The organism is Streptomyces alboflavus (assembly GCF_000716675.1).
GTDB classification, from domain to species: Bacteria; Actinomycetota; Actinomycetes; order Streptomycetales; family Streptomycetaceae; genus Streptomyces; species Streptomyces alboflavus.
In genome coordinates this window covers 1-22,831 of sequence record NZ_JNXT01000006.1, presented here as the reverse complement: position 1 = coordinate 22,831, position 22,831 = coordinate 1, and the positions used below count along the sequence as shown (strand labels likewise).

The following is a 22,831-nucleotide window of genomic DNA, read 5'->3' as shown; positions in this document are numbered from 1 at the left end:
CATCGTGCAGGAATCGGTCCTCAGGCAGTCCTTCGGTGGCCGCGCAGTTCAACGGGAGCAACTTGAACACCTGGTCCAGGTGAGCCGCCTTCGCCATGTCTAGGTGCAGGTCATGCCGACGGTCAGCGAGGACCACGCCGGGATGGGAGGCCCGTTCACCTTGCTCGAAATCAAGGGCCACCCGCGGATGGCGTACCTGGAGGTTCAGCACATCAGTCGCCTGATCGCCGATCCGGAAGACGTACGAGTCCTGGCCGCGAAATATGGCAGCATCCGAGGGCAGGCGCTCACCACCCGCGATTCCCTGCGCCTGATCGAGAAGATGCTGGGAGACCTGTGTACACCGAACAGCCCGCGCAGGTCGACTGGTTCAAGAGCAACTACAGCGGGGACGAGGGCGGCGAGTGCGTCGAGGTGGCCGCAGCCCTCACAGCCATCCACGTACGTGACTCGAACTCAGGGCCCGCAGCTCGCGTTCGCACGTGCCGCCTGGGCCGGGTGCGTCGCCGAACTCGGGCGGAGCCAGCTCAACTAACCGGCTCCACCCGTGAATTCGCGGTTCAGCTCTCGTGGCGGGGGCCCTGGCCCGGCGGCGGGTCCAGCACGGTCTGGTACGCGCGGCCGGTCTCGCGGGCCTCCGCCATGCGGTCGTAGATGTCGAGGATGAGGTCGCGGGTGCGGTAGGCGCCGTGGGCGGCCTCCTCCTCGCGCCTGACGATGGAGAACGTCTCCATGACGTACTGCACGTCGTCACGGCCAAGTCCGTAGAGATGGAACATCGCGGCCTCCACCTCTGCCCGCAGCAGCTCGCGTCGGTTCGGATCCCAGCGGAAAGGGCGGCCGGTGTCGCCCAGACGACGGGCCCACGGCCCCATATCCTGCGCGGTGTAGCACAGTTCAAGCACCCGCCGCTCAAGCCAGCTGTCCAACGTGCCGCCCCCATCAGGGGCAAGCTCCATGAACGAACCGGGCGGCAACACGGCGAGCTGCTCGAACTGGAAGAAGTTCAGGTTCGTTCCGGCGAGCTTCTGCCGAAGCACGTAGTCGAGCACAAACGACGTCGTGTTTGCGTACAGGCCCGCCGCCGCCCCATCGGCCGTCGGCAACATCAAGTTCGCGGAGTCGCCGAGTCCCACCGCGGGGAACAGGAAGGACAACACGGTGCGACGGTCCGTGGAACGGCAGATCTTCCGGAAGCCCACCAGCCAAGGGCTGTCCCACTCCCGCTCAGCCAGCCGCGTAGCCACCCCCGGCCACATGATCCGGTTCCCCTTCTTGTCCCGTTTCCCCGAGTCCACGTCGAACTCCGGCACCCAGTACCGAGGCATAGGCGCGAACTCCGGGTCATCATGCTGCTCCGGCGTCACGCGCGGCAGCGTCCCCACATTCGCCTGCGCCTGCGTCTGCCCCTCGTACGTCCCGAGCCGGTGGTCGAAGTGGTGCAGCATCTTCGCCTCGTACAGCGGGAGATAGCGGCGCCCGTCGGACGGGTGCTTGAAGATGTTGCCCTTGAGCTTCCAGCCCTCGGCCTCCAACTCCGCCTTGCCGCGGAACAGGTGCGAGTCGTTGGACATGTGAAACATGGTCATGAAGGTCAGGCCCCACGGATCCGTGCCGCCCTTGCCGTCCGCGTCCGGTTCGCGCCGGAGGACCGGGACGCGCCGGTAGATCCCCAGCGTGATCTCCGCGTCCCTGCGCGTACGGAACACCGGCAGCGTGCCCGTGTTGGGGTTGACCAGGAGGATTTCCTCGGGCGGCATCGCGAAGCGGCGCTCGTCGAGGTCCTCCATGTGGCGGGTGCCGAACGCGAAGGACGCCGATTCCACCCGCTCACCCCGGCCGGTGACGGTCAGCAGCGAGAACCGGACCGAGTGGTGCACGTCCCGGCTGAGGATGAACGCTTCGTTCTCGAAGTCCAGGAACGAGGCGAGCCGTGAGCTTCGGACCAGGTCGGAGAAGAACGGCGCGGTCGTCGCGTCGGTGGCGATGCCGGTCGGCAGGACCAGGCCGAAGCGCCCCTCGGGGGCGATGCCGAGCGAAGCCGCCTCCGCGAACACCGCGTACGTGTTGACGTCGCCGCGCCCTGCGAGCGGAAAGCGGCCCGAGCCGCGCAGCAGGTGGCTGACGCCTTCGGAGAGGCGACGCGCCTCGATGAACTCGGCGTGCAGCGCCTGGTCCGCCTCCTCCTCGCTGGTGGCCAGCGCGGCGATCCGGCGCTCGCGGGCCGCCTTGTTCGCGGCGTTCGCGACCGAGGCGTCACGAGTGGCGAAGAACTCCTGCTCCTGGAGCTTGACCCGCTCCCACGGCGGGTTCCCGAGGACGCAGCTGAACCCACCCTTCCACCCGGTGCGTTTATCCACTCCCGCGGCGTCCGGATCGGCCGGCACCCGGAACACCTCGGGGAACTCCAGGTGCCAGTGGAAGAAGCGGTACTCCTTGCGCAGCCGCTTCACCTTCTTCACCGTGCCCGCAGGCAAAGTCGCGCCGCCGTCGGCGGAGTGCAGGGCGAGCAGGGAGTCCGTGGTGAGCGCGGGCGGGAAGGTCTCGTCCGTCCGTTTCGTGCCGTCGGTGTGTTCGGTCTTCTCCCAGACGAACGCCGCGCACCACGCGTCGGCGAGCTCCAGAGCCCGCACGTAGTCCCTGGAGGTGGTGAGTTCGTGGTAAGCGCGAGCCTGGTTCTGGACGTCCTCCAGTTTCTCCGACCGTGCGGTCGTGATGTCCGATGTCTTCGCGCTGATCGCCGCGTTGGAGATCTCCAGCGCATGCTGCTCGGAGAAGAGGGCGTCCTGGTTCGCGTGGTGGTGCAGCGCCGCCAGCCACCGCTCCCGCTCGCTCGCGTTGCGGGCCTTCAGGTTCCTGACGGCCTTGGACTCGTCGCCCTCCAGGACCTTGAACGCCTCGTCGGGCAGCCCGCCCGCGAGGAGCTTGGGTGTCGTGCCGAGCAGCCCGTTGCCGTGCTTGATGTGCGCGTCGAGGAAGGTGAGCGGGCGGCCCGGCTTCATGGCTTCGATCCACAGGGAGACCTTGGCCAGCTCCACGGCCATCTCGTTGAGGTCAACGCCGTACACGCAGCGGGAGATGACCTCGCGCAGGGCGTCCCGGACGGCCTCGGCGGTCGGCTCCGGGTCGTCGGTCTCGATCTCCGCGAGGCGGCGGGCGATGCGGCGGGCCGCCGCGACCAGGAAGTGGCCGCTGCCGCAGGCCGGGTCGCACACGGTCAGGGCCAGCAGCGCCGCCTTGCGTTCCTGCTTCGTCGTGCCCGAGCGGACGGCCCGCTCGATGACGGGGTCGAGGGCCGAGTCCAGGAGGCAGTCGATCAGCGGGGAGGGCGTGTAGTAGGAGCCGGAGGTCTTGCGGTCGTTGCCGTCCAGCTTCTTCAGGACGTAGGAGCCGTCCTCTTCCTGGCGGGGATCTAGTTCGAGCAACGACTCGTAGACCGAGCCGAGTTCGTCCGCTCCCAGATGTCGGTAGTCGACCTTGCGGGGGCGGCCGAGCTTGACGTCGAAGATGACGGCGAGGGCGCGCACGGCCTCGTACAGGGACTCGTTGGTGAGGGCGAGACCGTCGAGGCGCTTGTCCACCGGGATGGGTTCGAAGAGGCCGCCGAGGGCGGGCAAGCCCAGTTCGGGGCGCCCGCCGGGCTCGCCGAGGCCCTTGATGACGAGGGTGAGGGCCTCCCACTGGTCGCCGTGCGGGCTGCCGGAGCGGCGGGCGAGGCGGCGCAGGCGGCCGGTGGAGAAGTACTTCTCATAGCGGTCGCGTGCGGTCTTGTCGGCGTCCGGGTGCAGGAGCAGGCCGCGGTCCTCGGTGACGAAGAGGAAGAGGAGTCGGTAGACGAGGCGCAGCAGGGCGGGATGCAGGTCGCGGACGGTGAGCGTGCGGGCGTGCAGGGCCTCGCGCAGCTTCGCGTTGTCGGGGTGAGCGATCAGTCCGCCGCCGATCACGGTGAGGGCCTTCTCGACGCCCTTGCGGAGTTCCTTGAGGGCGCGGGTGCCGGAGTCGATGGCCTCGGTGCGCCACTTCTCCAGTGGGCAGGAGGCGGCGGGCTCGCCCTCGAAGCGGGTGCGGTGCAGCAGGCGCCACAGGAGGACGAAGTCGTCGGACCGCTTGCCCTCGAAGATCGCCCGGAGGTCGAACTCGATGAACGCGGCGCCGGTCAGCGACGCGGACTCGCGCAGCAGCCGCAGCTGGCGGCCGTTGGACAGGACACCCCACAGAGCCTTGTCACCTGAGCGGTTGAGGTACTCCTGCACCATGGACTGCGGGGCCTGCGGCGCCACGTGGGGGGTGCGGACGTCCAGCGGGACGTTCCAACCGGTGAGGTGCACGGGCACATGCGCCCACGCGTGACTGACCGGGAAATCCTTGGTGTTGTCGTGGGCGGGCAGGCCGGGCTCCGGAACGGCGGACAGCGCGCCGAAGCCGAGCTGCTCGAACAGGGGCAGCAGCCAGCGTTCGGTGGTCAGCCCCACCGCGTGCACGCCGGTGTCGTCGTCCGCCCCGTCGCGGGCGAGAGCGTCCTGGTAGGCGGCCCAGACGCCGCACAGATAGCCCCAGGAGCGCTCGGCGGCGTCCCGTACGGACTCGCCCTTGGCGAACAGCCGGTAGTCGGCGGGCTTTGACCCGGACTGTTCCTTGCCCTCCTTGATCCGAACAAGGAGGTCGTAGGGCAGCAACCCGCCGACGGTGGCGACGGTGTCGGTGACCAGGGTTCTCGCGGTGCTCACGCGTCGGCTCCCAGCTGGATCGTGGCGGCCGGACGATAAAGGAAGACACCGAGGACGTCCGGATCGCCCTGCGGGACGGCCTTCAGGCCGGCGAGACGGGCCCGGGCGGCGGTACGGACCCGGTGGTGGGAGGCTTCGAGCTCCGTCGCGGCCGTCTTGGAGCGCAGGCGCAGTTCGTCCATGAGGCCGGTATTCAGGGCGGCGAGAATCGACGCGATGTGGTCGGTGGCGAAGGCCGGGTCGGAGTTTCCGGTGGCGCGGGCCTCCAAGAGGGCCAGCGCCTCCTCGTCCGGCAGCCACTGTGGCGCTTCGGGTCTGCCCTGGAAGGCCACCACCCTTGCGTCTTCGGCGAGTTGGGGGCGGATCTCGCCGTCGCGGGTGGGCAGGCTCAGCTGGAAACGGTGACGTACGAGGAGCATCGTGGTGGGCCGTCGTACGGCGTTCGTACGAATCACGCCGCAGCGGCGGGCCGGGCGCTGCCAGGCCGGGAACTTCTCGTCCAGGGCGGTGTCCAGGACGAAGCGGGCGGTCGCGGCCACCACCGGGTCGGTGCGGGTGAGCGCCACCTCGCCGCGCGGAGCGCTCGGCGCGTCGTGGAAGACGACCGGGCGCGGGTGGCGGGGGCCGAGCGCCGCGGTCACGGCGTCGCGCAGGCCCTGCGGAAGCGCGTCGATGTGGGCGGTGAACCCGCCCTGCTTGCGATCGGCGGGCACCCCGCGCAGTGCGCCGAGCGCGCGGCGGGTGAACTCCCTGACCTCCTCGCCGGTACCGAGCGCGGCACGGATCTCGACGACCTCGGTGGCCACGTCCTCCTTCTTGATCCGGTTCTGGGCGTAGAGGGACCGGGACGCCTTCTCCCGTTCGGCGGAGGACTCCCAGGCAAGCTCCAGCTGCTCGGCAGCGGGCAGCTGTTCGCGCTCGAACAGGCCCTCCTGCTCGAAAGACGGGGTCTCGCCGCTGAGGATCAGCTCTTCGAAGACCGCCTGCATGGCGCTCTCCGCCTGCTGCGGCACGGGTACGGAGATGCCGGTGGCGCGGCGGATGCGCTCGTGCTTGCGCAGCAGCACCTTCAGGACGATGTCGTCGACCGGGTTGTCCGCCCCGTACAGGGTGAGGGCCTTCACGGTGTCGGTGCGCTGCCCGAAGCGGTCGACGCGGCCCTCGCGCTGCTCGTGGCGGGTCGGGTTCCAAGCCAGGTCGTAGTGGATGACGGCGTCGAAGGACTCCTGGAGGTTGACGCCCTCGGACAGGCAGTCGGTGGCCACCAGGACGCGCCGCTCGGGGGCGGGCTCGCCGTTCTCGTCCGCGCCGGTGAGTTCGGCGATGCGGTTCAGACGCATGTCGGGCGAGAGTTCTCCGGTGACGGAGGCGACCGCAACCGGGTGTTCGGTGCCCTTCTTGTTGAGCACCTTCTTCAGGTGGTCGGCGACGTAGTCGGACGTGGCGATGTAGCGGCAGAAGACGATCGGCCGGTATCCGGAGTCGAGGAGGTCGGTCACCGTCGCCACCAGTTGCTTCAGCTTGGTGTCGCGGGTGGGACCGGCGAGTTTGCGCGCGGCCTCGGCCATGGCGACGAGGCGGGCCTTCTCCTCGGCGTCGAGACCGTCGGGGCCGTCAGAGCCGTCGAGGCCGTCAGGGCCGGCCTCTTCGGTCGTGGACGTGGCGGTGGGCAGCAGACTGCCCGGTACCTCGTCCGCGGACTGGGCGCTGTCAGTGTCCGCCGGGTCCGAAACGGTCACCTGCCCGGTGCGGTCCACCTCGTCCGGGGTGTCCGCCTCCTGGACACCGGCCCGGGTGTTCAGCGACCGTACGGCGGCGGCCGGCGAGGAGGACAGGGTGCGCAGCAGTGCCAGGGTCGACCACCAGCGCTGCCGCTGCTGCAACGCCCCGTCGGCAGCGCGCACCGTCTCGCGGGCGTACGCGAGGACCTCGGCGAGCAGGGCACGGTAGTCGCGGTGCAGGGAGTAGGAGACCTCGGCGGTGTCGCGGCTGGAGGGGAAGTGCGCGCCGTCCTGGAAATCCTCACGGATGTCGGCGCGGCGGCGCTGCACGAAGAACTGAGCGAGCAGTTCACGGCCCGCGCGGGATTCGAAGCCCACGGTGGCGAGGCGGGCGTCGAGCAGCCCGAGCAGTCTGCGGAAGGGCTCCTCCTTACCGCTGTGCGGGGTCGCGGTGACCAGGAGGAGGTGACGGGTGGCGTCGTCGGCGAGCGCGCGCAGCAGTCCGTAGCGCTGCTGCGAGGTGCGCGCCGAGACCTGCGCCGTGGAGTCCGCGACACACGTGTGCGCCTCGTCGACGATCACCAGGTCGGGACAGTTGTTCAGGAAGTCCTCACGGTGGCGGGGCGACTTGATGAAGTCGGTGGACACGACGTAGGCGCCGTCAGGGCGGAACACCGACTGCCCGTACGGCGTCTCGCGCTCAAGGCGGCCGATCGTGGCGGGCAGCACAAGACGCGCGTCGATGCCGAACTTGCCCCGCAGCTCGGCCCGCCACTGCTCGGCGAGCGCCGGTGAGCACAGCACGACCAGGCCGCGGGCATCACCCTGAGCGAGCAGTTCGGCCGCGATGAGGCCGGCCTCGACGGTCTTGCCGATGCCCACGTCGTCGGCGATCAGCAGCCGCACCGTGTCCTGGCGCAGCGCCATCATCAGCGGCACCAGCTGGTACGGGCGCGGGTCCACGGCGATCGAGGCGAGTGACCGGAAGGGGCCCGCACCGGCCCGGAACCCGATCCGCAGGGCGGTGCGCAGCAGACCGGCGGTGTGCTGGTCGCCGAGGTCACCGGGGGTGGGCGGGGCGAACGTGGCGGGGACCACGGTCTCCAGGCCCGGCAGCACCCCCGCGATGTCGACATCGGCGCCGCCCAGCGGGCGCAGCACGAGGAGGTCCTCTGTGGAGTCCGGCAGCACCACCCATTCACGGCCCCGGGCATGGACGAGGGAGCCGACGGCGTACTTCGGGGCCGGCGTGGCGGCGGTGGTCATACGGGCCTTCCGGGTGGGTGCGGGCGGGCCCCGCATACGTACGGGGCGTGGAGGGGAGAGCGGCCGACGCTGCTGGGCGAGGCGTCCGACCGCAGGTCAGCGGCGGGGTTCGCCGAACACCTGAGGGTACTCGGCGACCTTCTTGGACCAGTCGTCGTCGTAGCGGACGCGGACCACTTCCCAGCCGAAGTCCTTCAGCCGTTCCTCCGCCTCCTCGTCGCGCAGCACGATGTCGTCGTGGTCGTGGTGCGGGCCGTCGACGAAGACCGCGATCGGGCCGAACCCGGTGTCGTAGACGAAGTCCGGCTTGGACAGCGCCTCGCGCACCTTGATCTGCTGGTGGTCCGGAAGCCGGTGGCCGTGCGACCTCAGGTACTCGACGAAGCGCTCCTCCAGGGTGGAGTCGGCGCCCTGCCGCAGCACGTCGGCGTGCTCGTCGCGCGAACGGCCCGGGGTTGACACACCGACGGTGCCGTCCGCGAACGCCTGGAGCAGGTCGCGCACGAGTTGCCGGTCGATGACGCGGTGGTGCCGCTGGTTGGCGAAGGACAGCAGACAGTCGTAGCAGCCCTTCTCGCACGGGTCGCCGTTGGTCTTCTCGTCGCCGCGGTCACGCCCCAGCTGGTCGAAGTGGGCGATCTCCAGAGCCTTGCGCGCGGCGAGGGCCAGAGCTTTGGGCTCGGCCTGCAGACGCCGCAGGACGCCCGCACCGCCCTCCGCGCTCTCGATGAACAGGAGGCGCTCGCGCGGCCCGTCGTGCGGCGGCAGCTCCTCGGTGTCGAGTTCGGCGTCCTCCAGCTGGAACTCGGCCTCGATGCCACGCTCCAGGGCGTACTGGAGAGTGACGGCGGTGTCCCGGTCGACCGGCTGGGTCAGGTGGAGGACGAGAATGTTCCGGGTGTCCTGCACGTACGGGATCACCGGCATCTTGCGGTGGGCCTTCTCGGCGTCCGCGAGCCCTTCCTGCTCCTGGGGGGTCTCCCGGCCGCCCTTCTTGGCGGCGCCGCCCGCGAGCCACTCGCCCGTCACCGGGTCCATCCAGAAGCCGATCTCGCCATTGGCGACGGAGCGGCGGTAGCCGAGGTTGGTGAGCCGGACGGTGGCGCTGTCTCCGTACGCCAGCTCGGCGAGGGCGCGACCCGACGCGGTCTGCGCCATGGCGCGCAGTGATCCATCGCGGCCGTCCTCGTGCTTCTTGAAGCGGTAGGAGATCTCCACCTTGTAGCCGGTGCGCTGGCGCTCCTCCTCGTCGGAGGAGATCCGGTCGCGGCGGTGGGTGAAAACGGTGTGCAGGTGCAGCAGCCCGGTCCGCGCGTCACCGAGGCCGCTGCCGCAGCCCATACAGACGTCTTCGTGCTGCTCCTCCGGGGACAGATAGCCGCAGGCCCCGCACACCTTGGCGCTCTCGGTGGTCAGCTCGCCCGCGGTGTCCGGCGGCAGCTGCACCCGGTCCACCTTGTAGCGGCTGCCCTCGTGGTAGATGAGCGCGCCGGGCCCGAACTCGCGGACCGCGATGAACCGGGAGCGCTGCAGGTAGTCGCCGTCGTAGCCGCCACGGCTGGTGCGGCCGGTGCCCGGGATGTACGCGGCGAGCGGCAGCCTGGGGAAGGAGTAGCCCGGCAGGAAGCCCTCGGAGGCGAAGTAGCGGTACGGGAAGAAGTCCGACATCACGGTCCGCTCGCCGCCCTGCTCGTTGCGCAGCAGCGCGAGCTGGCTCTCGGCCTGCGCGCGGCGGCGCTTGGCCTGGTCCTTGGACCGGCCCGTGGCGGTGCGGTTGAGAATGTTGCGGTGCTGGATCTCGCGCTCTTCGAGGGCCTGCCTGAAGAGGTTCTTCCAGCGCCCGCACGCCTTGCGGAAGCTGCCCGGCGCGGCCTCGACGGTCTGCTCCAGCCACCGCTCGTGCCACCAGGACGTGGCGCGCAGCAGATCACCACAACCGTCCAGGACCGTCCGGGCACGCGCCAGGGCCCGGCGGCGGGCAGCCGGCTCCTCGATGGCCGTGGCCACCGACGACGCCAGTTCCAGCGAGGGGTGGTCGCCGTCGGCATCGATCAGCCGGGCCATGCTGGTGCCGAGATCGAGTCGGGTCTCGGCGAGCCAGATCGCGTGCACGTGGGAGGCGAGCAGATCCTCGTTGGCCAGGTCGAGCCGGGGCGGGGCGACCCGGCCGGCCACCATCTGCTCGCGCCGGGTGAAGTAGTACTGGTCGTGGCTGTTGCCGGTGGCGCAGTACGTGGTGACGAGCGCGGGCTGGCCGCTGCGGCCAGCTCGGCCGGAGCGCTGCGCGTAGTTGGCGGGGGTCGGCGGCACGTTGCGCAGGTTGACGGCGTTGAGGTTCTTGATGTCGACGCCGAGTTCCATCGTCGGCGAGCAGTACAGGAGGGGCAGCCGGGTGCCCTCGCCGAACAGGTCCTCGCGTTCTTGGCGGACGTCGGGGTGGACCTGAGCCGTGTGTTCGGCTGCGTGCAGACCGGCGAAGGTGGCGGCGATGTCCTTGTAGAGCCGCTTGAAGAAGGCGTTGACACGGGGGCCGCGCTCGTCGCGGTAGGTGCGGCGCAGGCGGTCCACGGCGCCGTGGTCGTCGTCGCGGGCGTGCCAGCGGATGACGGTGTGGTTGATGCGGTAGCCGGGCTCCTCACCCCGCCCCTGGGAGACCTCGGTCAGGACTCCGCCGTCGGCCAGCACGCGGAGCAGGTCGCGGATGACGTCCTGGGCCTCGTCGAGGGAGAGTCCCTGTCCCCAGTCGGGGAAGGTGGTGTCCTTGCGGACGTGGCGGCCGAACGCGGTGCGGCCGGTCAGGTTCAGCTCGCTGCGACCGCGCCCGGTACGTCCGGGACGGCCGGGCCGGGCCACCGCGAACTTGGCCGGCGGCGGCGCCGCCTCCGTGTCGGCGATCCCCCACGCGTCGTTGAGCCGCGCCGACTCCTTGCGGAGTTCGGCGAACTTGGCCTCGGTGAAGTAGGGAGTGTCCACGGCCCGTTGGCGCCGCAGTTCGTCCATGAGGACCTTGGACAACTGGTGGCGCGCCTCGGGAGTGGCCGTACGCAACGGGCCCACGGTGTCCCGCCACCGGTCCTCGTCGCCGGCGATGGCGTCGAGCCCCCCGTACTCCAGACCGAGCAGCCCGGTCTGTTCCAGGTTGGGCATGGTGACGCGCCAGCCGCGTTCCAGGTCGAGGAAGAGGCGGTACTCGGCGACCGCGGCCAGTGCCTCCAGCGTGCTCTCGGCCAGCTCCTCGATCTCGGTGGGCTTGGCCGCGTACTCGTGGGGGGAGAGCCCCATCGCCGCCACCACGTCCTCGCCGAGCCGCTTCCAGCGCAGCCCCTTGTCACCGGCGGCGGCCATCGCCCGGTACAGGGCACCGCGCAGCTGCGTGACCATGACGAAATCGTTGAAGTGCCCCGACTGCAGGCTCGCGTCCTGCCGGTTGTCGACGAAGGTCAGCAACTTCCTTGCGTCCTTGTCGAGTTCGCCCTCAGGAATGCTCTTGAGGTGACGCACGATCGAGGCGCTGATGACGGAGGTGGCGGTCGAGCGGCCCTCCTGGTCGAGGGTCATCAGCTTGGCGAAGTCCCGCTCCTTGACCTGCTCGTAGCCGACACCGCACTCCAGGCAGAACAGGAACGGGGCAGGCAGATACGCCGCGTAGACGCCGCCGTTCGCCTTTCCTCCTGCGGTGCCGTCCGGGCGCACCCACACCGGCTGCGGCGCCCGCTTCCTGCGGCTGGCGGTGAGCACCGGGGCGCCCTTGCGCTCGTCGAAGGTGAGCCAGCTGTCGGGAAAGCGCCGCTGCTCGATGGCGTCGCCGACCTGCTCCGGCCACGGGTTGACGGCCGAGATGTACAGATACCCCTGCTCGTCGTCCTCGTCCTCGCGCGTACGAAAGGCGACGGAGCCATCGTCCCCCTGGTCGCGGGCGACCATCAGGTACTCCTGCCCGCATTCGCGGCAGAAGGACAGCGGCAGCAGCAGCTTCTCGGGGGCGTTCGGGACACGCTGCTGGTAGGTGCGGGTGATGTGACGGTCGGCCTCGTCCTCAAGAGAGACGTAGACAGATCCGCCCTTGGACAGGAACTGGTGCAGCCTGAAGGCGAACAGCGGACGGTTCCCCTCCTCTCTGCGGGCGGCCGCTCCCGCCCGGAGGGTGGTCCGGATGGCCTCCGCGCACGCCGCGTACCACCGTTCCTCCGGGTCGCCTTCCTCTATGCCGAACGCCTCGAAGCGCAGGCGCACCGCAGCGGCCTCCACGGTGAGCGGTTCGGCGCGGACCAGGAGTGTGCTGCCATCTTCGTCCTCGGTCTCGACCAGGCCGAAGGCGGTCTCGATCCAACGGGCCAGCGGATCGGCGGCCAGCCGCCCGTACTCGGCCGGAGGGTTGTTCTCCCTCACCCGCGCGGCGAGTTCGGACGGCGTGGGCACTGCGCCCCCGGTCGCCCGCACCAGCGTCTCGCCGACGACCCGCTCCGGGGAGATCTCCGTGTCGAAGAGGGTGGAGGCGACGCGGGCGACCTCGCCGCGGCGCGCGGTGGGGGTGCCCTCGGTGGCCATCGTCGCGGACGTGCCGACACACTGCAGATCGGGTGCCTCGCATGCTTCGCGTACGCGCCGCACCAGCACGGCGACATCGGCGCCCTGACGTCCCCGGTAGGTGTGCAGTTCGTCGAGGACAAGGAAGCGCAGCCCCTTGGCCGCCCCGATGAGCTTCTCGCGCTCCTTGGGCCGGGTGAGCATCAGCTCCAGCATCACGTAGTTGGTGAGCAGGATGTCCGGCTTGGACTCGCGGATGGCCTCCTTCTTGTCCTCCCTCTCCTGGCCCGTGTAGCGGGCGTAGGTGACCGGCTCGCCCCCCTCCTCATATCCAGCGGTGAGGAACTTCGCCAGCTCCCGCTCCTGGCTGTTGGCAAGGGCGTTCATGGGGTAGACGATGATCGCCTTGATGCCGGGCGCGGCACCGGCCTCCTTCTCGCGCAGCACCCGGTCGACGATCGGCACGATGTAGCCGAGGCTCTTGCCGGAGCCGGTACCGGTGGTCAGGACGTACGACTCCCTGGAGCCGGCCGCCTCGATCGCCTCCAGCTGGTGCTGGTGGAAGTGGATCGGGCGGACAGTGGCGCCTCGCTCGTCCTTGCCCGTACGGAAGATGTCCGCGCACGCCGGGTGCAGCAATCCTCCCGGCCGCGCGAGATCTTCGACCGAACCACCGGGCGCGAAGCTCGGGTTGAGGGAGAGATAAGGGTCGGGCCACTGGTCCCCGTCGGCGAGCGACTTCGCCACCTGGGCGTCGATGCGGGCGTCGTCGATCACCACCGATCCGGACGTGTACTCCTTGTAGTCCCGGATGAGCCGCTGGTGCACCTTGAAGACGTCCACGTGTTCCCCACTTGTTCCCGAGGCGGTACGGAGCAACGGTAGCCACCCGCCGACCGCGGTGCGCCACACTCCCCTTGATCGTACGTCGCACATCACAGCATGCCACTGTGAACTCAGTCAATAGATTACAGCCGCGCAGGGATCGCTTCCCGAAATACTGTGCACATGCCACACTCTGTTCGATGCGCCCGCGCGACGGACGCATCGAGCCACGAGGACGGACGCGGACGGAGTCGCCCCGCACATGGACATCGGACCTGTGATCGCCAAGCGCTACCGGATCAAGCGGGAGATCGGCTCCGGGGGCATGGGGGTCGTATGGCTCGCTCACGACGAACACCTCGGCCGCGACGTCGCACTCAAGACCATGAATACATCTCCCGGCCTGACTCAGGACCAGCGCGCCCGAGACGCCGAGCGCTTCCGACGCGAGGCCCGCGCCGCCGCACGCCTTGACCACACCGGCATCGCGACCGTCTACGACCTCGGCGAGGAACGTGGCACTCGGTTCCTGGTCATGCAGTACGTGACCGGCGTCGACCTCGAAGACCGGATCGCCGAACAGGAACGGCTGAGCATCGAGGAAGCCGCTTCGGTCGGGGTGCAGATCGCCTCCGTCCTCGGGTCCGTACACGCCCGAAACGTGGTCCACCGCGACCTCAAGGGCCGCAATGTCATCATCCGCACCGACGGCGTGGTCAAGGTGCTCGACTTCGGCGTCGCCGCCTTCCTCGAACCGGACACCACCAAGCTGACCGCCACGGGCGAGCGGCCGGGCAGCCTGGAATGCATGGCACCCGAACAGATCCTGGGCAAGCCCGTCGACCACCGCACCGACCTCTACGCGCTCGGCTGTCTGCTTCACAAGATGCTCACCGGCGAGCCCGTCTTCGAGCACCGGTCGGAACTCATGCTCCCCGGCCTGATCCTCGACCACCCGCCGATCCCTCTGCGCGACCTGCGCCCCGACGCCCCCTCGGACCTGGAAAGCCTCGTGATCGAGCTCCTCTCCAAGACACCGAACGACCGCCCGGCCCACGCCGGCGAGGTCTGGCGTCGGCTCGCCACCTGGCTCCCCGAACGCGGCGACCCGGCGGCCGCACTCACCCCCTGGGCCGAGGTCGACCCACTGCGCCCCTTCCGGCACCCGATGGGGCCGGACGCACGCCCGGTTCGCTCATGGGCTCGGCCTCAACGACAGGGGCGGCTGGGCTGACGCCCGCCCCCGCCTGACGACCTATCAGAACGAGCGTCATTTCAGCGTCAAGTTATCGCCCGTAACGCCCACACCGCACGTACTGCACGCGCACGAAACAGCAGGTCAGGCGCCCTTCGCGACCGGCTCGAGAATAGCCACGCACTCCACATGATGCGTCATAGGGAAAAGATCAAACGCCCGCAGCATCCGCACCTTGTACCCCCCCTCCCGGAAGTACCCCAAGTCCCGCGCCAGCGCAGCCGGATCGCAGGCCACATAGGCGATCCGACGCGCGCCAAGACCGGCCAGGTGTCGCACCGTCTGCTTCCCCGCCCCCGCCCGGGGCGGGTCCAGGACGATGACGTCGACCTCGGTGATGCCCGTGCGCGGGAGGACCGACTCGACCTTGCCCTGTTCGATGCGGACGCGGTCGAAGGAGGCGAGGTTGTGGCGGGCGTCCTCGACGGCGCGTTTGCCGGACTCGATGCCGAGGACGGCGCCCTCGTCGCCGACGCGGTCGGCGATGGCGCCCGCGAACAGGCCCACGCCGCAGTAGAGGTCGAGGGCCGTCTCGCCCTTGCGCGGGAACAGGCCCTGCATGACGGCCGTGACCAGGGTGTCGGCCGCCTTCGGGTGGACCTGCCAGAAGCCGCCGTTGCCCACCCGGTACGTACGGCCGTCGGCGCGTTCGCGGACGAAGGGGCGGCCGTGGACGCGGTGCACGCCGCCGTCCTTCTCCTCCACGCGGAGGACCGAGACCGGCTTGTCGAGCTCGACGAGAGGAAGGCGCGCCCCGGGCCGGGGCGTCAGGATCACCTGGCGGTCCTGCGATCCCGTCGCCGCGATCGCCTCGACCGACGCCATGCCGGGCCAGTCGCGCCGCTCGATGCCCAGTTCGGTGACTCCGGGAGCCGCGATCATGCAGTGGTCGACCGGTTCCACCTCGTGGGAGCGGTGGCGGCGCAGGCCCGCGCGGCCGGAGTCGGGGTCGACCGCGTACTGGACGCGAGTGCGCCACGCCGGGACCTCGCCGGCAGGGAGCTTGTCGCCCTCGGCCGGCATCACCGTGCCGTCCCAGCCCGCCTCCTCGGGCGTAAGACCGGCAAGCCGCTTCAGCTGTTCGGCGATCACCTCACCCTTGAGGCGGCGCTGCGCGCCCGGCTTCGCGTGCTGCCAGTCGCAGCCGCCGCAGCGGCCGGGGCCCGCGAAGGGGCAGGGGGCCTCGACGCGGTCCTTGGAGGGGTCCAGGATCGTCACGGCGTCGGCCCGCAGGAAGCGCGCGCCCTCCTCGCCCTCCGTCACGCGCGCGACGACCTTCTCGCCGGGCAGCGCGTGCCGTACGAAGAGCACCTGGCCCTCGGCCGTACGGGCGACGCAGTGCCCGCCGTGCGCGACCGGCCCGACCTCGACCTCGTACTCCTCGCCCACCAGAGAGTTCTTCGGTTCAGCCTGCATGGCGGGGTGACTCCACAACGTAAGAGGTAAGGAAGGACAGTGGTCGACGGCGTCGAGTACAGCGGGAACAGCGGGAACAGGGGGAGAACAGGGGACGTCCGGACGACAGCCGACCAGTCTACGTCCACCTTTCCGCGCCGCCCGCCAGGGACATGGCCACGCCGCCGGGGCGGGCCCACCCGGCCGGGGCGGGCCCACCCGCCGGAGAAGGCCCGCGCCACCTCACCCCTTCTTGCTCGTCTCCTTCGCCCGCTTCTCCACCGGCCCCCGCCGCACCGAGCCCGGCGCGTTCCACTCCTGGCGCCTGCGTGCCCGGCGCTTGGCCGCCTCGGAGGACTCCAGCTGGTAGGGGACGGAGGTCACCATCACGCCGGGGGTGAAGAGCAGGCGGCCCTTGAGGCGCAGGGCGCTCTGGTTGTGGAGGAGGTGTTCGTACCAGTGGCCCACCACGTACTCGGGGATGATCACGCTGACCGCGTCGCGCGGGCTCTCCCGGCGCAGCGACTTCACGTACTCGATGACCGGGCGGGTGACCTCGCGGTAGGGCGAGTCGAGGACCTTCAGGGGCACGCTGATGCTGCGGCGCTCCCACTCGTCGCGCAGGGCCTTGGTCTCGGCCGGGTCGACGTTGACGCTCAATGCCTCCAGGGTGTCCGTGCGCATCAGCTTGGCGAACGCGAGGGCCCGCAGCGTCGGCTTGTGGATCTTGGAGACGAGGACGATGGAGTGCACGCGGGAGGGGCGGACGCTGTCGTCGGAGGGGCCCTCGGCGGCCGCGATCTCGTGGGCGACGCGGTCGTAGTGGCGGCGGATCGCGGTCATCGTCGCGTAGAAGATGACCATGCCGAGCAGCGCCACCCACGCGCCGTGCGTGAACTTCGTGACGAGGACGACGATCAGGACCAGGCCGGTGAAGAAGGCGCCGAAGGCGTTGATCGCCCGGGAGCGGATCATGTGGCGGCGCTTGCCCGGGTCGCGCTCCGTGGCCAGGTGACGGTTCCAGTGCCGGACCATGCCGATCTGGCTGAGCGTGAAGGAGACGAAGACGCCGACGATGTAGAGCTGGATGAGGCGGGTGGAGTCCGCGCCGTAGATCCAGACGAGCATGGCGGCGGCGCCCGCGAGCAGCACGATGCCGTTGGAGAAGGCGAGGCGGTCGCCGCGGGTGTGCAGCTGGCGCGGCAGGTAGCGGTCCTGCGCGAGGATCGAGCCGAGCAGCGGGAAGCCGTTGTACGCCGTGTTGGCGGCGAGGAAGAGGACAAGCGCGGTGGCCGCGGCGAGGACGATGAAGAGGAAGCTGCCGTCGCCGAAGACCGCCTCGGCGACCTGGGAGATCACCGGGTTCTGGACGTAGTCGCCGCCGAGCGGGACGCCGTTCTCCAGGAGGTCCTTGGCGGGCTTCTCGGCCATCTTGACGTCCGTCGCCATGGCGAGGCCGATGATGCCGCAGAACATGGTGACGGCGAGCGCGCCCATCAGGGCGAGGGTCGACGCGGCGTTCTTCGACTTGGGCTTGCGGAAGGCGGGCACGCCGTTGCTGATCGCCTCGACGCCGGTGAGGGCGGCGCAGCCGGAGGAGAAGGCCCGCAGGAGCAGGAAGACCATGGCGAAGCCCGCGAGGCCCTCGTGCTCGGCCTTGATCTCGAAGTCGGCCGTCGGGGCCTTCATGGTGTCGTCGAGGATCAGGCCCCGGTAGGCGCCCCACGCGATCATGAGGAAGACGCCGACCACGAAGACGTACGTCGGGATCGCGAAGAGCTTGCCGGACTCCTTCACGCCGCGCAGGTTCATGAGGGTCAGGAGCACGATGACGCCGACCGCGCAGAGCACCTTGTGCTCCACGACGAACGGGACCGCCGAGCCCAGGTTCTCGATGCCCGAGGAGATCGACACGGCCACGGTCAGGACGTAGTCGACGAGCAGCGCGCTCGCGACGGTCAGTCCGGCCTTGGGCCCGAGGTTGGTGTTGGCGACCTCGTAGTCACCGCCGCCGCTCGGGTACGCGTGCACGTTCTGGCGGTACGAGGCGACGACCGTGAACATCAGCACGACGACCGCGACGGCGATCCAGGGGCTGAAGTGGTAGGCCGAGACGCCCGCGACGGACAGGACGAGCAGCACCTCGCCGGGCGCGTACGCGACGGAGGACAGCGGGTCGGACGCGAACACGGGGAGGGCGATGCGCTTCGGCAGGAGCGTTTCTCCGAGCCGGTCGCTGCGCAGTGCGCGCCCGATGAGGATCCGTTTGGGCACGTCGGTCAGTTTGGACACGCAGAGGATCGTAAGCGCTCCGTCAGCACGTCGCCCACCCAGTACCCCGGTCCTGTCAAGAGCTTCTGGGGAGAAGATTAAAGAGATGTTCAAAAGGTGAGTGGGTGGATCGGTCGGTGTGCACACACCGACCGATCCACCCACTCAGCGTTCGCGGCCGCGCGCCGCGGCCGCGCTCACCGCTCGCGGGCCGTGCCCGCCCCCGCCAGCGGCGGCTCCGCGCTCTCTCCGGCCGGGGCCGCGTACCCGCGGGTCAGTCGCTCCTCGGCCCGCCGCACCGCCTTCGACGGCCACCACGTCGCCCGGCCGAGCAGCAGCAGAGCCGACGGCAGGATCATGACGCGGATCACGAACGCGTCGAGCAGGACGGCCACCGCGAGGACGAAGCCCATCTGCTTCATCTCCAGGATGTGCAGCATCACGAAGCTCGCGAAGACGGTGACCATGACGATGGCCGCGCTGGTGACGACCTTGGCGGAGGCCGCGATCCCGTCGATGACGGCCTGCCGGGTGGGCACGCCGTTCAGGGCGGCCTCCTGGATCCGGCTGACCACGAACACCTGGTAGTCCATCGAGAGCCCGAAGAGGATCACGAAGAGGAACAGCGGCACGCGCGACGAGATGCCGTGCAGGGAGACGAAGGACAGCAGGCCCTCGGCCCACTCCCCCTGGAAGACGAGCACGAGCAGCCCGAGCGCGGACGCGGCGGACAGCAGGTTCAGGCCGACGCCGAGCAGTCCGAGGACGACGGACCGGAACGCGTACACCGTCATCGCGAACGTCATCAGGAGCAGAAGGCCGAGGACCAGCGGCAGCTTCTGGCTCTGGTGGTCCACATAGTCCACGCCGCGCGGCACGTCACCGCTGACGGCGCTCTCGACGCCGTCGAGCTTGCCGACGGTCGCGGGCAGGTAGTCGTCGCGGATGTGGTCGAGGGCCCGGACGGCCTTGTCGGAGTACGTGGCGTGCGGGGCGCCCAGGTCCAGGGTGCTGACGCGGCGGTCGGCGGAGGTCTTGATGGCGGGGCGGTCGTGGCGGGCCAGGAGCGGGTCGGCGGCGGCCTTGCGGTCGAGTGCGCGCAGGGCGTCGGTGACCTGCCCGGCCTGGCCGGGCTCGGACGTGACCACGACCTGGTAGCGGATGCGCAGGTCGGGGAAGGCGGCGAGCAGCCGGTCGTAGCCCTGCATGGCGGGGATCTCGCGGGAGAAGCTGTCCCTGGCCGGGTCCTTGAGCTTCATGGTCACGGCGGGGGCCGAGAGGCCGAGCAGGATCAGGACGGACAGGCACAGGGTGAGTGCGGGGCGCTTGCGGGCGGGGGTGAGCAGGGCGTTCCAGACCCGGCCCGGCTTCTTCTCGGCGTCGGACCGCACGGTCTTGCCCGCCGCGCGGCGCTTCTCCGCGCGGCGCTCCGCGCGCTTCCCGAGCTTGACGAGCATCGCGGGCAGCACGGTCACGGAGCTGACCACGGCGACGGCGACGACCAGGATGGTGCCGGTGGCGAGGGAGTCGAAGATGACGTCCCCGGCGAGATAGAGCGCGGCGGTGGAGACGATCACGGCGAGCCCGGAGATCACGATGGCGCGGCCCGCGGTCGCCGCGGCGGTCTCGACGAGCGCCTCCGCGGAGAGCCTGCCGCCGGCGCGGGCCCGCTCCTCGCGTTCGCGCTTGAGGTAGAAGAGCGTGTAGTCGACGCCGACGGCCATGCCGATGAGCAGGATCATGTTCATCCCGACGCCGGTGTCGGGCAGCAGGTGCGAGGCGAGCATCGCCAGGCCCATGGTCGCCATGATCGAGGTGATGGCGAGCAGCAGCGGTACGCCGACCATCAGGACGGAGCCGAACACCAGGGCCAGCGTGATCAGCGTGACCGGCAGCGTGATCATCTCGGAGAACGCCAGGTCCTTGCCGCGCTGGTCGTTGACGCCCTTGCTCACGGACGCGGCGCCGGTCTCCTCCACCACGACGTCCGGGTGGGCCTTCTTCACCTTCTCGGTCGCGGCCTGGAGCGGGACGACGTTCTTCTTGCCCTCCTGCTCGGGGCCCTTCAGGGTGACGGGCACCCGCACGACCCGGCCGTCCTTGGAGCGGACCGGCGCGGCGACCTCGTCGACCTCCGGCAGCGCCCGCATGCGCCGGGTGACGTCCTGTACGGCCGCGTCGGCGGCTCGCGCGTCCAGGCGCCGCCCCGGCTCGGCGCTGATGAGGATCTGCTCCAGGGGCTTGATCTGGAGGTCGCCCCGCGCCGCCATGGCCTCCGCGCGGCCGGCCTCGCCGACGCGGAAGTCCGCCGACGTCGCCTGGTTCATCCCGGCCGTGATGCCCGCCCCCAGGCACAGCACCACGAACACGAACCAGCCGACGATCGCCCGCCACGGATGCAGCGCGCTCCACCGTGCCACCCGCACCGTCATCGACCGCCTCGGTCCGCGCCTCATGTCCGGCCCCCTCGCTGCCATAGCGACTCTCCCGTCCTCCATGTGTAAGTTGAGACTGACAGGTGAAGGTCTGAGACGTCAACTGTCAGGATCGAACGGGTTGGCTCCGTGAGCAGGCACGCAGGATCCGTGAGCAGGCACGCGGAAATGGAAGAGTCCGATCGACGGAGGGTTTGACAGTGGTTCAAGCCATGCGTAAGCCTTGGCCGACGGGTATCGGGACGGCGCGAAGGCGGGCCATGCAGGCCATGAACAGCGAGGAGCTGCTGGCCTTCCTGGCGGCCGTGGGCCACGCCCAGCGCATCCGGATCATCACGGAGCTGGCCACAGGACCGCTGTACGTGAGCGAACTCGCCCGCCGCCTCGGCGTCTCCCGGCCCCTGCTGTACATGCATCTGGAACGCCTGGAGAAGGCCGGTCTCGTGATCGGCAGGCTGGAGCTGTCGGACGACGGCAAGGCCCTCAAGTACTTCGAACTCGCACCCTTTGACGTGCAGTTGAACGTGGATACGATTCTCGCGGCTGCCCGCCTCGACGGGGCGGACGCTCCACCGGACGGGACGGGCGAAGCCGGAAAGCACTCACCAAAGGGGACGCCCCAATGAGCGACGCGATCATCCCGATCGCCTTCTTCCTGATCCTTGCCGGCGCAATCGTGGCGGTGGCCAAGTTCCAGACGCAGCGCAGCCGCGAGCGCGACATCGAGTACGCGCAGGCGATGGAGGGCTACCGCAAGGCACTGGACTCGGTCACGGCCCAACAGGAAGCCATACGGACCCAGCTCACCGAGCTGAACGTCCGGGTCCAGTCCATGGAGAGCATGCTGCGCGCCGTCGAGTGAGCCCGCGCCCGGCCCCGGACGCTCCCGCGGTATCCGACCCGGGTGAAGAAGCCGTTAACGTGGACTCGAGCATTCCCGGGGAACATTCGAGGGCGAGAGTCATGAGTAGGGCATTTACGCAGGTCACGAGGGCCATGAGGAGCGCGGGGTAACGACGTGCACATCGTCATCATGGGCTGCGGGAGAGTCGGTTCCGCTCTCGCGCAGACCCTGGAACAGCAGGGGCACACGGTCGCCGTCGTCGACCAGGACCCCACCGCATTCCGCCGTCTGGGCTCCGGCTTCGGCGGCCGCCGTGTGACCGGCGTCGGCTTCGACCAGGACACCCTGCGCGAGGCCGGCATCGAGGACGCCGGCGCCTTCGCCGCCGTCTCCAGCGGCGACAACTCCAACATCATCGCCGCCCGGGTGGCCCGCGAGATGTTCGGCATCGAGAACGTCGCGGCCCGTATCTACGACCCGCGCCGCGCCGAGGTCTACCAGCGTCTCGGCATCCCCACAGTCGCCACGGTCCGCTGGACCGCCGACCAGATGCTGCGCCGGCTCCTGCCGTCCGGCGCTGAGCCGCTGTGGCGCGACCCCACCGGCGGCGTACAGCTCGCCGAGGTGCACGCGTCCGCCGCCTGGATCGGGCACAAGATCAGCCAGCTGCAGGAGGAGACCGGCGTGCGCGTCGCGTTCCTCACCCGGCTCGGCGAGGCCGTCCTGCCGACGTCGCAGACGGTGCTCCAGGAGGGCGATCTGGTGCACGTGATGATGCGCACCGACGAGGTGGAGAAGGTCGAGGCCGCGTTCGCCGAAGGCCCCGAGGAAGGCGGTCACTGATGAGGGTCGCCATTGCCGGAGCGGGCGCGGTGGGCCGTTCCATCGCCGGTGAGCTCCTGGAGAACGGGCACGAGGTGCTGCTCGTCGACAAGGCGCCGACGGCCATCTCCGTCGAGCGCGTCCCGCAGGCCGAGTGGCTGCTCGCCGACGCCTGCGAGATCACCTCGCTGGACGAGGCGGCGCTGCAGCGCTGCAACGTGGTCATCGCGGCCACCGGCGACGACAAGGTCAACCTCGTCGTCTCCCTGCTCGCCAAGACCGAGTACGGCGTCCCGCGGGTCGTCGCGCGCGTCAACAACCCCAAGAACGAGTGGCTCTTCAACGAGTCCTGGGGCGTCGACGTCGCCGTGTCCACGCCGCGGCTGATGTCCGCGCTCGTCGAGGAGGCGGTGAGCGTCGGTGATCTCGTCCGCCTTCTTCGCTTCAGCCACGGCGACGCGAACCTCGTCGAGCTGACGCTGCCGCCGGAGTCCGCCCTCGCGGGTACCCGCGTCGGGGACGTCCAGTGGCCCGAGGACACCTCGCTCGTCACCATCATCCGGGGTACGCGCGTGCTGGCGCCGACGCCGGACGACTCCCTCGAAGCGGGGGACGAGCTTCTCTTTGTCGCCGCGCAGGCGCGGGAGGAGCAGTTGGAGGATCTGCTCTCCGTACGTCGCGACGTCTAGCCCCTGGGCTCTACGCAGGTGGGGGCGCCCGGAATGTTCCGGGCGCCCCCCGCC

12 protein-coding genes and 1 pseudogene are annotated in these 22,831 nt (G+C 70.0%); 7 read left to right on the top strand and 6 right to left on the bottom strand.

Annotation, left to right across the window (positions count from 1 at the left end; genetic code table 11):
- Nucleotides 1-4: 4 nt before the first annotated feature.
- Both OO63_RS47535 and OO63_RS47740 read left to right on the top strand, forming a co-directional pair.
- A pseudogene (locus OO63_RS47535) lies at nt 5-262 on the top strand (Scr1 family TA system antitoxin-like transcriptional regulator); the annotation flags it as partial.
- A gap of 74 nt (nt 263-336) precedes the next feature.
- Entirely contained in the window at nt 337-654 is a 318-nt protein-coding gene (locus tag OO63_RS47740; RefSeq protein WP_397622208.1) for a DUF397 domain-containing protein, read from the top strand.
- Here the strand turns inward: OO63_RS47740 and OO63_RS06920 are convergent.
- The 3 genes from OO63_RS06920 to OO63_RS06910 all read right to left on the bottom strand — a co-directional run bounded on the left by OO63_RS06920 (nt 561) and on the right by OO63_RS06910 (nt 13,084).
- Entirely contained in the window at nt 561-4,727 is a 4,167-nt protein-coding gene (locus tag OO63_RS06920; protein WP_051810622.1) for an Eco57I restriction-modification methylase domain-containing protein, read from the bottom strand. The genes OO63_RS47740 and OO63_RS06920 overlap by 94 nt on opposite strands.
- Nucleotides 4,724-7,714, bottom strand: coding sequence for a helicase-related protein (locus OO63_RS06915; protein ID WP_030357303.1), 2,991 nt, complete (start codon nt 7,712-7,714; stop codon nt 4,724-4,726). The genes OO63_RS06920 and OO63_RS06915 overlap by 4 nt, the downstream gene beginning before the upstream one ends.
- A gap of 96 nt (nt 7,715-7,810) precedes the next feature.
- Nucleotides 7,811-13,084, bottom strand: coding sequence for a DEAD/DEAH box helicase (locus tag OO63_RS06910; protein WP_030357304.1), 5,274 nt, complete (start codon nt 13,082-13,084; stop codon nt 7,811-7,813).
- 244 nt (nt 13,085-13,328) lie between these two features.
- Here OO63_RS06910 and OO63_RS06905 point away from each other — a divergent pair, with 244 nt between their 5' ends.
- Complete coding sequence (locus tag OO63_RS06905) at nt 13,329-14,300, top strand: serine/threonine-protein kinase (RefSeq protein ID WP_030357305.1); 972 nt, start codon at nt 13,329-13,331, stop codon at nt 14,298-14,300.
- A 105-nt stretch (nt 14,301-14,405) separates the two neighbouring features.
- On the opposite strand, the gene OO63_RS06900 is transcribed toward OO63_RS06905, so the two are convergent.
- The 3 genes from OO63_RS06900 to OO63_RS06890 all read right to left on the bottom strand — a co-directional run bounded on the left by OO63_RS06900 (nt 14,406) and on the right by OO63_RS06890 (nt 20,443).
- Entirely contained in the window at nt 14,406-15,737 is a 1,332-nt protein-coding gene (locus tag OO63_RS06900; RefSeq protein WP_030357306.1) for a class I SAM-dependent RNA methyltransferase, read from the bottom strand.
- Nucleotides 15,738-15,959: 222 nt separating this feature from the next.
- Nucleotides 15,960-18,008 (bottom strand): APC family permease, encoded by a 2,049-nt coding sequence (locus OO63_RS06895; protein ID WP_030357307.1) that lies wholly within the window; start codon nt 18,006-18,008, stop codon nt 15,960-15,962.
- Nucleotides 18,009-18,184: 176 nt separating this feature from the next.
- Nucleotides 18,185-20,443, bottom strand: a complete 2,259-nt coding sequence (locus OO63_RS06890; protein ID WP_078618981.1) for an MMPL family transporter — start codon at nt 20,441-20,443, stop codon at nt 18,185-18,187.
- Nucleotides 20,444-20,691: 248 nt separating this feature from the next.
- Here OO63_RS06890 and OO63_RS06885 point away from each other — a divergent pair, with 248 nt between their 5' ends.
- The 4 genes from OO63_RS06885 (at nt 20,692) to OO63_RS06870 (ending at nt 22,777) form a co-directional block, all read left to right on the top strand.
- A complete protein-coding gene (locus OO63_RS06885; protein WP_033263899.1) occupies nt 20,692-21,048 on the top strand; it encodes an ArsR/SmtB family transcription factor in 357 nt (118 codons plus the stop codon).
- Nucleotides 21,045-21,284, top strand: coding sequence for a hypothetical protein (locus tag OO63_RS06880; protein WP_030357310.1), 240 nt, complete (start codon nt 21,045-21,047; stop codon nt 21,282-21,284). Before OO63_RS06885 ends, OO63_RS06880 begins: the two co-directional genes overlap by 4 nt.
- A gap of 156 nt (nt 21,285-21,440) precedes the next feature.
- Nucleotides 21,441-22,109 carry a potassium channel family protein gene (locus OO63_RS06875; RefSeq protein ID WP_030357311.1) on the top strand — a complete coding sequence of 223 codons (669 nt, stop codon included), beginning with the start codon at nt 21,441-21,443 and terminating at the stop codon, nt 22,107-22,109.
- Nucleotides 22,109-22,777 carry a potassium channel family protein gene (locus OO63_RS06870; protein WP_030357312.1) on the top strand — a complete coding sequence of 223 codons (669 nt, stop codon included), beginning with the start codon at nt 22,109-22,111 and terminating at the stop codon, nt 22,775-22,777. The genes OO63_RS06875 and OO63_RS06870 overlap by 1 nt, the downstream gene beginning before the upstream one ends.
- Nucleotides 22,778-22,831: the final 54 nt, after the last annotated feature.